Source organism: Acutalibacter muris (assembly GCF_002201475.1).
In the GTDB taxonomy this organism is placed as follows: domain Bacteria; phylum Bacillota; class Clostridia; order Oscillospirales; family Acutalibacteraceae; genus Acutalibacter; species Acutalibacter muris.
In genome coordinates, this window is sequence record NZ_CP021422.1 from 2,509,146 (window position 1) to 2,520,826 (window position 11,681).

General features: G+C 44.4%; 9 protein-coding genes. All 9 read right to left on the reverse strand.

Translation table 11 applies throughout. From position 1 onward, the window contains the following. Positions 1 to 17 precede the first annotated feature (17 nt). The 9 genes from ADH66_RS12825 to ADH66_RS12865 all read right to left on the reverse strand — a co-directional run bounded on the left by ADH66_RS12825 (position 18) and on the right by ADH66_RS12865 (position 11,672). Entirely contained in the window at positions 18 to 479 is a 462-nt protein-coding gene (locus tag ADH66_RS12825; RefSeq protein WP_066539999.1) for a hypothetical protein, read from the reverse strand. 25 nt (positions 480 to 504) lie between these two features. Beyond that, positions 505 to 1,710: a hypothetical protein gene (locus ADH66_RS12830; protein WP_066539997.1), complete on the reverse strand. Its 1,206-nt coding sequence runs from the start codon at positions 1,708 to 1,710 to the stop codon at positions 505 to 507. A gap of 2 nt (positions 1,711 to 1,712) precedes the next feature. Continuing rightward, a complete protein-coding gene (locus ADH66_RS12835) occupies positions 1,713 to 3,968 on the reverse strand; it encodes an ATP-binding cassette domain-containing protein (RefSeq protein WP_162288753.1) in 2,256 nt (751 codons plus the stop codon). A gap of 123 nt (positions 3,969 to 4,091) precedes the next feature. Next, positions 4,092 to 6,374 (reverse strand): protein kinase domain-containing protein, encoded by a 2,283-nt coding sequence (locus ADH66_RS12840; RefSeq protein ID WP_066539995.1) that lies wholly within the window; start codon positions 6,372 to 6,374, stop codon positions 4,092 to 4,094. Between the two features lie 2 nt (positions 6,375 to 6,376). After that, on the reverse strand, positions 6,377 to 7,165 hold the full coding sequence (locus ADH66_RS12845; RefSeq protein ID WP_066541968.1) for a PP2C family protein-serine/threonine phosphatase: 789 nt from the start codon (positions 7,163 to 7,165) through the stop codon (positions 6,377 to 6,379). 254 nt (positions 7,166 to 7,419) lie between these two features. Further along, entirely contained in the window at positions 7,420 to 7,755 is a 336-nt protein-coding gene (locus ADH66_RS12850) for a lipocalin family protein (RefSeq protein WP_066539992.1), read from the reverse strand. 74 nt (positions 7,756 to 7,829) lie between these two features. Further along, a complete protein-coding gene (locus tag ADH66_RS12855) occupies positions 7,830 to 9,788 on the reverse strand; it encodes an RICIN domain-containing protein (protein ID WP_066539989.1) in 1,959 nt (652 codons plus the stop codon). Between the two features lie 338 nt (positions 9,789 to 10,126). Continuing rightward, complete coding sequence (locus ADH66_RS12860) at positions 10,127 to 10,717, reverse strand: zinc ribbon domain-containing protein (protein WP_066539986.1); 591 nt, start codon at positions 10,715 to 10,717, stop codon at positions 10,127 to 10,129. A 322-nt stretch (positions 10,718 to 11,039) separates the two neighbouring features. Continuing rightward, positions 11,040 to 11,672 carry a recombinase family protein gene (locus ADH66_RS12865; protein ID WP_066541966.1) on the reverse strand — a complete coding sequence of 211 codons (633 nt, stop codon included), beginning with the start codon at positions 11,670 to 11,672 and terminating at the stop codon, positions 11,040 to 11,042. Between the last annotated feature and the right edge of the window lie 9 nt (positions 11,673 to 11,681).

Consider the following 11,681-nt stretch of genomic DNA (forward strand, 5'->3'; position numbering starts at 1 on the left):
CTTCGGTCAATCAAAGTCTAAGATTTCGACAATGTTACTTCCGTAATCGACAAATCGTCGATTTTCCATTGGCTTTCTTCCCGCTTCATTTTCACCTCAATGCTTCCTGAGAAATTATCTCCATATGCGAACGTAACAATGGCAACGGCATTCGTCCCGCTTATTGAAGATTTGCCTATATCCCAGTTAATCTCCTTTATATGTTCAATGATAAGCTGAACATTTTGATTATATGCTGCAAAGAACGATGCAATAGTTCCAACTGCCTTGTTGTTTGCTAATTCTAAAAGCGGCTCAATTTTTGCTCTCGCACTTTTTGTAAGATGGGGAGGTAACCCCTCCACTCCCTTTTCCTTAATATCACTAACCGTCTGTAACAAAGCATATTTGGGGGAATCTGACACACTTTTATAAACGGCAAAAATAACGCCTATAGCAAGAATGGCAATCACTAAAACTATCAGAACTCGTTTTTTCATAATCATCCTTCCTCATATAATCTGATTACCCAATATTATCTTCATAGGATAACGCCCACACGTCCGCATATGTCGTTAGCGGATCGTCCGACAGCAAGCACATTAAAACGAAACATTCGTATGGGTTCGTAATATATAGTCCACCCATACAACAGTCAAGAAGAATTTTGTTGATTGTGTCAACATACTGTGCATACCTGGTCTGTGGATTTTTGAAGCGGTCCTCGTTCTGTGAAAATATGAAGAATTCTAGCGTGATTAGATCAAATCTGGTAACTTCCGAAACGCCATTCAGAATATCACTCATGCGCTGGCGGCTAAATCGTTTGCCGGCAAATTGGCGGTTCAGAGCCGATTTCTTTGCTGGAGAAAGATTACCATAAGAATCCAGCGGTACGGCAGACAGAATGACCTTTTCAATATCGCCTCCGCTAATTGCCTCTTTACTATAATGCTGCCCTTCTTTGTCTGGCACCTCATTATAATGTTTGGCAATCAATTTTCGGGTTTCGTCATACAGAGCCATAAAATGCTTTCGCGCCGACACGCTCATGTAGGATGTCCCATGAGAGGTTTTTAGCTTTGCCAAGTATGAGAGCAATCCGTTCTCATCTGTTATTGCCTGCATATAAGTGCGAACCCCTATTGTCCCTTCTTCCTTCCGTATGATAGCATGATAGGTTTGGTGTGCTGCCTCCAGTTTCTCATATTTTTTCCAAAGCTGTTGAAATTTGGGGAACGTAAACCCATGTTCATAACAATACCAGCATATTACCTCAAAGGGCATTTTCGGGTTGATTTCTCGCTCGTTTAACGCTTTGGTTAAGAAAGAATTCACATCATCTACAGACATTCTAAGCCCAAATCCTAACAAGAATACCACGTTTCTGTTGACGGATTGTTGATTTAACCAGTTTTTTGACAAGGCACTAAGCTTTGCGGTAGTTGGAGTGAAACTGGGCGGGGTTTCATTTTCGCGAAAAGCATCGCGAATGATTCTTCTGTATAAATCCTCCGGATGGTCCTTATAGTTTCCCGACAGGTCTGCTTTTTGACATATGTAGCGTTTCAGATAATCCCCAAAAGAGATAATGCGCATTTTGTGGCGAAGCGCTTTATAAATTAGGAGCGGATCATCTTCCTCTCCAAAGAGGTCATCATCAACCACTTGGTACAATAACTCCCACGCATCGTTGGTAAAATCCGCGCTATGGATTTGTTCAGGTTCCATGATTACGCATTTTCCTTCCTCAACTTGGATAGTACAATTCGGGCGAGCAATAAAAACACAACTGAAAATGCTACCAAAATACACCATGCCGTAATCAGATTGTCAGCCGTGAACTCATAGAAACTCTCAGCTTCGTGGGGAATAGCGATTCCTTCTTCCTGGAGCTTAAGCGGGAGCCCATTCAGATCTGCCGTTGTACCATACCCCTCCATGCTCCAGCGGCACACGGCAAACCAAGATATTGCCTGCGTTGCCCCCTCTAGCTTAAATATCAGGCCGGAAAACAGTATCTGTGGCATGAGCAGGATGGGCGCGATTGTCATTGCTCTGTCCGCATTACTGAACAAGCTAGAAACAAGTAGCCCCATAGCGGCAGAACTTATTGCAGTTAGAATAGTTGTAATCAGCAACTCCAGATATGGATGGAACAGCACACCTTCTTCGGGAACGCCCACAAGTAGTGTAAACATACTGGTAAGAAGGAAACTCTGAATGATGCAGAGTACACTCAGCACACCAATCTTTGAGCCTACATATGAACTAAGGGACAGTCCTGTCATGTATTCTCGTTTTAATATGGTGCGCTCTTTGCATACCTCCTGAATCGCGTTGAGCATTCCGACCCAAAAGGCGGAGCATGACAAGGCAAACAGAAGGCTTTTCGTCATTTCATATTGTTCAAACTGCTTTCCTGTCGCTACAAGCGAAATCAAAAATGCCAGGACTGGAGCTTGGCATACCAGCAACAAGGTTCTCTGTCGGTCATTCACAGTCAGTTTTGCGCAGCGCTGGGTGAGTATGCAGAGCTGTTTTATTCGCTGCTTTTTATTTCTGGTATGGCTTAATCCAGCGTAATGAGCTGGGGAAACAGGGGGAACCATGCTATTGTATTTATCTCTCCATTGTTCTGCGTGATCGGTAATGAGATTGTAAATATCTACGGTATCGGCCACACCAAAGAAGTCAAGTGCCTCCTTTTGGGAGCCATAAAAGCACAGATTTCCCCCCTTACCCATAAAGACTACCTTATCGCATAGCGCAAGCTGAAGTACACTATGTGTAACTAGAATCACAGTTTTACCACTGTCAGCCATCAGACGCAGAGAGTGCATCAGGTTACGCTCTGTGCCGGGGTCCAGACCCGAGGCAGGTTCGTCAAGAAAAAGCAGATTGGGATCCGACAAAAGCTCCACCGCTATGCTCGCCCGCTTTCGCTGTCCGCCGCTTAAAGACTTAACCAGGCTATTCTGCTTATCAGTCAGTTCCACTGTTTCTATGGCCCGTTGGATTGCCGCGTTCCGCTCCGTGGTATTGATATCGCTGGGCAGACGCAGCTTGGCCGCATAAACCAGCATATCCCAAAGGGTAAGGTTGTCATACACAATATCAGACTGCGGAACATATCCGATAATCTTTTTCAACGAGTCAAAATTCTGGTAAAGGTTAATTCCATTGATGTACACGCTCCCTTGTGTAGGGGGAAGATATCCACACATACAGTTCAGTATGGTGGATTTACCCGCTCCAGAACCGCCGATTATCGCCACCAGCTCCCCGGGCCTTACCCCAAGATTGACATGATTGCTGGTAACGAAAGATTTCTTCCCTTTTCCCCGACGGATAACAACATCGGAAACATCCACGGAAATACCAGTTTTTGTACGGCAATAGTAAATGTCTGATGATGTGAAAATAATCTTGGAATCGGTAATCGTGATAACATCTTTTTCGTGCAGGACTATCTTCCCTGACACACGTTCTCCATTCAAAATTGTGCCATTGGTGCTCTGGCAGTCTACAAGATAGTATCTGTCACCCTCACGAAGAATTTCAGCGTGGATATTGGACGTGCTGATATTAGGGAAACTGATAGAACAATTACTACTGCGCCCGATTGTGATTTTCTGGTTCTGCCCCACAGGAAACCGCTCCCAGCGATTCGGCGCTTTTCCGGCTGAGAACACAAGGAGTACACCCTCAGAGATGGTTTCCACACCGTCATCAATGCGAATAAAGTCGCCGTTGCTGATTATATGCTGGGCAATACCCATCTCATTGTAGATCAATCCGTTGGTGCTGCCTTGATCTCTTATAATCCACTGCCCGTTAATGTACTCAAACTGGCCGTGGCTATGAGAAACCAAGTGGGATGCAAACACGATATCATTCCCGGCAGCGCGTCCAAAAGTAACTACAGGCTTTCTGAAATCCGCCAGATTAACCGTGTAGGGCGAGCAGTTGGCGTCAAAGATGGTCACAGTGCAGTCCCGACCCGGGGGGAGGCTATCGCTTTGGCGGTATAGTGAAGTTTTCTCTGAGGGTTGCATTTTTATATACTCCTTTTGCTTCCATTCGACTTTTATCTGATGAAAAGCAACTATTTACTCAATGACTGCATTTGCGAAACCATATGTTGGCGAATATCCCCCATCCCAAGTTAGCTTTAGCTGAGAAGCATTTTTTAGATCAACTCTATAATGCTTTGGAAGATCGCCTGGCTTCATTTCTAATTTATCAGTCTGATTCCCATCCAAATATACAAACAGTGTCATCTCGTTCATGTCTGTTCCGTCAACATGCCCGTAATCGAACTCCAGTGATGTGTATTTCCCATTTAAATTGAAATATGCATCTCCAAAACAGTGTAAGGAAAAAGCCTTTCCATAATTCTCATTTCCCATGGTAACTACCTTATCTGTATCATTGTACCAATCACTAGATTCATATGGAGAACACACTTCCACAAAGTATTTGGGCCTGCTTTCCTCGATTTCATCCTCTTTCTTAAGAAGAGTCTCATTTCCAGGAAGGTCCTTCAGCGCGTCAGTGATAGCGGCTTCGGCAGAGTCAAAATCCTTCTCAGCTATAAACGAATCTGCCTCCGCGATAACCTCGACTACATAATCATCTTCATATTGCTGCTGTTTTGAGGAAAGCTCTTTGTCCTCGCCAATTTTGGATATGGCAGCCTTTATTTCCTTGATAGCCCCCATGTAATCTCCGCCCCGGGCAATTTCATTGGCCTTGCTGATAGCGTCCTCTTTCACCTGTAGCACATACGCCTTGTTGTACATTTCATAGGCATCCTGGAGCTCTTTATCCTCGCCGTAGGTGTCCTGCGCATCCTCGATCCGATTCATGGCAGACGCATAGTCCTCTTTATCTGCAAAGTCGGCGGCCTCACTTAAAGCTGTTTTTTTGGCCTTTTGTACAACCTTCTCCATATACTCGTCAACCTTGGAGGACAAGGCTTCTGAATCCGGGTGGTCTTTTAAGCCGTCCTGTACTTTTGCCAAGGCCCCCTCTGAATCGCCGGCCTCATCGAGCTTTTCTGCTTCATCAAGAATGTCTTCGATTTGCTTGTCCAGTTGGGCAGAATAATCGTCTGCAAGTGTCTGCAGCCGCTCTGAGTCCGGATATGTATCCAAACCTTCCTGCGCTTTCTCCAATGCTGCGGAAATATCTCCTGCCTCCGCAAGCTGCTCTGCTTCTAGTGCGATTGCCTCAATATTATCCTTTTCCTCCTGAGCCTGTCCGGAAAGGACATCAATTAAATCAAATCGGATTACCGCATATCCTCCAGCTCCTAGAAGAACAAGAATCACAAGAAGAATAGCGATTATTTTTGAGGCTTTTGATTTCTTCTTAGGAGGAGTAAAGCTATCTATCGTATCTTGTTTCGCAGAGGGCGCAGTCGGCGCCTTTCTCACTGCAGTGGTTTTATCCGGGTCATAAACAGGAACATCGACAGGCTTGTATACCCCCGCCAGGACCTGATTCAGTGCTGTTCTCATCTCACTGGCCGATGAGAATCTCTGTGCTGGGTCGAAGGCGCAGGCCCGGAGAAGCAGGTTTGCCATTCCCGTTGACGCATCCTTCGGTTTCGGCAATGGTTCGCCTTGCAGGCGGCGATCAAGAGCGGCTTTCCTCTCTGTTGGGCTGAGAAGCTGCTTGTCATTATCCAAGAAAGGCAGGCGGTTCCCATTCAAAAGCCTGTAAAGCATGATACCCAGCGAGTAGATATCTACACGAGCGTCATACTTTTCTCCGCGGCCAATTTCCGGAGCCATATAGTCAAAGGTTCCCTTCTGAGATAACTGCCCCATGGTGTTCTCCAAGGTGCGGGCAATACCGAAATCTCCCAGCTTAAAATATCCGAAGTTATTGATGAAGACATTGCCCGGCTTGATGTCCCGATGGATCACGTTCCGTTGTTCACATATCTCCAGAGCGGAACAAATATCGGTGCCCAGCTTTATCACTTCCTGCTCCGTCATCTGCTTGTCGCAAATATATGTATTAAACGGTGTCAGCAGCTCCATGCGGATGAAGATATCCCAGCCGACCTCGTCCTCTTTCTCCACTACCTTATAGTCCTCAACACTGACTATATTCTGGATTCCTTTAAATGATTCCATCAGTTGAATCTCGTTGACAAAATCATCCACCACACTTTGGAGATATGTGCGCGTAGCATCCATATCCAACCCCTCTGAACGCAAGGAATCCACTTCGGACGAATCCTGGGGAATAGAGATGACCTTGATTGCCGCCTCACTAGTCACTCCATGCTCCTGACGCACAGCCCGATAGACGGTGCCATATGATCCTTTTCCCAGCTTTTCCTCAATAGACCATTCCGGCCACACGTTTTTAACATCCATTTTTACTTCCGCTCCTTAATAAAAAGATTCTTTATTTTGATATGTTCTCTTGCAATTTTGCATGTAATGATAGTGATATTGTCCTTTCCTCCGTTTGCCAGAGCTTCTTCAAGCAGGTCCTGGGCAACGGATGGAAACGGACGAGACCCCAAAATATTGGAGATTCTCTCTGTAGAAACCATATCCGTCAATCCATCAGAGCAAATCAGGTAGATATCCTCCTCATGATATGAGCCGGTAGACAAGTAGGGATGAATCTCCATCTCTGATGGTGGAATACCAAGATACTGAGTGAGCGGCGGCTTTCCATTAACGCTCAAGCCATATACATGATCTTGTGATATTTGTACGATGCTGCCCTGCGAGTAACGAAATATCTTGCTGTCACCTAGATTGCACAGGAAGATTCTTTTTTTTGAAAAGAGAAGTAAGGCCACTGTGGTTCCCATTGTATTTATAGAGTTTTCTTTTGCGTATTCACATATCTCTCTATTGGCATTGGCACAAAAATCCATCAATATGCTTTGTGAAACCCCTGTCAATGATTTCATGCTGGCCGCTTTCGCGGCAATATATGCAGCCATCTCGCCGCACTCCTCACCGCCCATCCCATCGAATACTCCAAATAGACGGTTTTGGGAAACACCAATGGTGCCATAAATTGGTTCACTAAATTCCTGCCCCTTATCTCCCTGCTTATTATACTGATTCAAGCAAATAAAATTGTCCTGATTGCTTTTTCGGCGATTACCGCTATGGTTTACGCATGAATAATTAATCTTATACCCCACTCTTTCAGCCCTCAAATGCTTCCTGAATGATTACAAACAATCATAGAATATACCTATGCTATAAAATATCAGATTCTCTGATTTAACGCCCGAACAGGCATTTTTATATAATCACATTCTAAGAATAGAATCACTTAATGGCCTATCTGACTCTAACATGGCAAATCAACAAATATTGCGTTGATTGTAATCAAATGTTCAAGTAATAGAGATAGGCCATTATGTGATTATGTTCCCGCTACACCGGCTTGCGTTCAGTTGGGCTTGTCATATAAAACCATTTCATTTCCTTCCATACTGAGCGTTAGAGTTCCATCTTCTAGGCTCTCGATGGTAAGTACCGCAGTATCGCCGCCTTGTAACACTGGTGCAGTGATTTTTAGCTGGTTGTCATTAACGATTGCCCAAGTTCCTGTTCCGCTGCCGCTGCCAGATGTACACGTCCCATCACTGTAAAATGTAAATGCCGGTTCATCTCTGCCCTCCCGGTACCAGGAACCTTCCAGCGCTTTTTCATAGCTTTGTGAACAAGCAGACAACCCCACTACCATACACAGCACCATAATCATAGCGACAAATTTCTTCAACATTTTTTGCCTCCCAGTTAATAGAATTGTATTGCTCTATTGGTTTATCAAAATTGACTCTTGCAGGGTCATCACTATTACACACGCTGGATCTTCCACTTCTGAGCGTTCGTCCTGTTTCGTGAATAAACCCACACATTGGTACCGTTCGCAATATCTCCATTGCATACATCCAAAGCCAGGTTTGAATTCAATTGAGGACATAGATAGTAGTAGCCGTTGCCTGCATCCTCAAGAAGCCATTTTTGTGAAGCGGTTCCATTATGCGCGTACTGCTGTACGTTTGTTCCGGATTTTGAAACTCCTCCTTTCACGTCCAAAGCTTTATTAGAACATTTTGAAGTTATTGTGTAATACCCATTCCCTACATGAGTCAATTTCCATTGTTGCGCTGCCGACTTGTTCTTTTTGTAAATTTGCACATTGACACCGTTACCGGTCTTTGCTCCTTGAACATCAAGGCTTGAGTTTGGAGCGCTCTTGGGGCTTAAAGTAAACCATCCGTCCATAATCACAACGAACTTCTTGTTGACCAATGTGGCTGAACCGGCAGCATTCACAGCCGTAACACGATATGTGTAAACGCCCGCAGGTAATTTTCCAAAAGTGATATCATAATCAATACTAGACAAGTTATAATTATTGGCGTTCGGTTTTACCGTTTTACCAATTTTCATTGTACCGTCAGCGGCATAAACCCCTACACATACGGATGTCAGTTTGCTTCCAGATTTAATACTTCCCTGTATGCTGAAAGATTGTCCAATTCTTAAATTACCAGGTGCATTAGAGCCGGAGATACTGGCCAAAGTTTGTGTAGACTTATCTTCTTTTACAGAGAAGTTAAGGGTTCTCTTTTCGGTGGTTCCGTCCTTGGCCTTAACTTCATAGCACAATTTGTAACTTCCCACATCCAAGTCGCCAAATGTCATCGCATAGTCAAGGACAGATTCATTCAGTTTATAGGAACTGGAGTTTACATTTACGCTTTTTGAAAAAATATTTCTTAAAAACTGATCCGTTACCTTTGCAGTTATCGATGCGATATTACTTCCAGTAGAATAAATTGTACCTGTAAGATGATATCCTTTTCCGCAGCTTACAGTACCCCCATTTGGCGCTGAAACAGACGAGAAGGTTATTTGTGTGTTTGCCTTCTTGCAGTAGGTCAAATTAACCCAACCGGACTTCACTCCAGCATGTGTTTTTATTGAGGCAGTATAGCCCCAATCCCCGGAAATGTTGGTAACTGTAAAGCCAATACCGTTAGTTGCAACTCCAACTGAAGAATAGGAAGTACTTGCTCCGGCGCGAACATTTACACCTAAACAGTGATTAACAGTATAAGTTCCTACATCGAACTTTGTACCAGACTGACCTTCGCTGGACGCAGTGTCATCAGAAAGATTTCCATCAGCATTTAGCCTCACATATCCAATGATATTCTCACTTGTCTTACTCATCGTGTGTGAGGCCACTTTGCCTTTCCCGCTTGACGAATTTCCATCAATGTAGGTTATTTTGTTTGCAGAAACCTTTGTCACGATTCCAACGTGGTCGAAAGAATATGGGGAACTCCATCCCGACCAACAGAATTGAACCAGATCGCCTTCTTTGGGAGAGAATTTTTTATTGCTTGCACTCTCCACCCGTCCCTTTTCCTTTAACCCTGGATAGAGCTTTTTTACACGACTTTCGTGTCCGCTTGAGAACACATAAAATGTTCCAGCTGATTTCGTACTGCACACCCAATCTGCAAGATCAATCGCATAAGCGCATTGGGGCCTCGTGATTTGTCCTAGGGATTTTCCAACATTGGACTTGTTGATACAATATCCGACAAACCGCCCGCACCATGCTTCATTAGGCAGGCCCAAATCCTCCCTGGTTTTACCCACAGCCTTTTTTGCTACGCTGGTGAAGCTTGATATAGCGTTTCCTGATACACTTGCGGCACTTGCATTTACGACCATCGTGGACATAATGAGGCAGAGGAGCACCAGCATAGATACGAACTTCATTGCTTTCTTTTTCATAGCTTTTCCCTCGCTTTATATAGAATAAACTTTTCTCGGCTCAGAAGAATGAAATCATCCTTCTGAGGTTGCCAAGGAATTTCCTTGGTGCTGCCATGATTATACACTATTTGCGAGGGTAGGCTGTAAGATGGATTTTACTAAAACCAATCATCTACTGCGAGCAAAAGTACAAGTAATATCAAAAATTAATCTGGCAACCTATGGTCACCATAGAGGAAAGAATACAAGGGCATCTCCATAACCCCAGGAGTTTTACCCCATATATTTGTCAAGAAGTTTATCAACAATAGGTATACTTAAAATATATACCATAAGGAATGCTATCTTTTTTTATTTCAACCTAATTTTGCTCCACATTCTTTGCAGAACGCATCTTCAGAGGTGTTCTTACATCCACAAGCCGGGCATACCCGTTCAGTTGCAGTATTTTCCATAGGCTGGGCGGTTTCCAAAGATTGACTTGGCTCCTGTTCCATAGGCTTTCCACATGACGTACAAAAGCGCATTCCCTTTTTTACCAACGCGCCGCAAGCGGAACACACCATTTTATCTTCCGGTATTTTTGGACTTTCCACCGGCATTGGCGCTCCGCAAGAGCTACAAAAGGATACTCCGCGCGCCACCTCGGCACCGCACTTCTCACAGCGTTGAACGCCCTTTAGATCCTGAATTTGTCTCTTATATTCCTGGATTTTCCTGTCAGAGTCCACAATTGTTCCTATCATCCCCATGAACTCCGGCTCACTATCCTGGGCATGAATGGTTGCGTACAGCTTACCGATTTGAAAATAGGCATTTGAGATTATCTTTTCTTCCTCGGAAATCATGGAATTTAATCGGGCAACCTCCGAAATTTCTCTGGTCTTTTGTATGGCCTTTGCGCTTGCGTCTGCCGCTTTTTTGGTAAGTGATTCAAATAGTGCCATTGTTAGATCCTCCTTAAAATTTTTGAGTCCTTACTTCTATCAAATCAGGTACATTCCTGAAATGATTCAAGTGTCCTATCAAAATCGAGCAAACAGCTTTCTAAAATCGTTATTCCTAATCATTCGAGCAGAATGACTAGGGTGTTACAAGAAAACAGCCTCAAAAAGGAAAAGTGTACTTTTTTACAAAATCGGCTTTTCCCAAGTCAAAACGCCAAAGTTCGTGTCTTTTTCACATCTATGTAGCCAAAAGGTGTTGCAATTATGAACGCTTTGTGGTAAAATAATCTAAACATGTCGAACTCTTAAAAAGTACACCTTTTCAGAGTTGCCCCGATTCCCTTTTTGTCCCATTTGCTATACGGTATTCCCGCAGCCGCTTATAAAATGTAGCGGCGCTCATGTCGCAAAGCTCAAGCACTTGGCTGATGTCAAGTGCTTTGTCTTGCCACTGAATCACGATTTGCTCGAAATCCTCTGGCACCGGCTTCTCCGGCCTGCCGAACCGTACCCCTCGAGCTTTTGCCGCCGCGATGCCCTGTTCCTGCCTTTTTTTGATGTTGACCCTCTCATTTTCTGCTACGAAGGAGAGGATTTGCAGCACTAGGTCGGCAATGAACGTCCCCATCAGGTCTTTGGCGGTGCGGGTGTCCAAGAGCGGCATATCGATCACGCAGATGTCCACATTCTTGATTTTTGTAAGGATCCTCCACTGTTCCTGGATCTCCTTATAGTTGCGTCCCAGCCGGTCGATGCTCAAAATATAGAGCAGGTCGCCTGGCTTTAGCTTTTTCACCATCCGCTGATACTGCGGCCTTTCAAAGTCCTTGCCAGACTGCTTGTCCATATAGATGTTGCGCAGTGGCACTTCCTTAGTGCTGAGCGCAATCCGCTGCCTGTCCTCGTTCTGGTCGGTGCTGGATACCCGGATATATCCGTAGGTTTTCATGGGCATGGCTCCTTT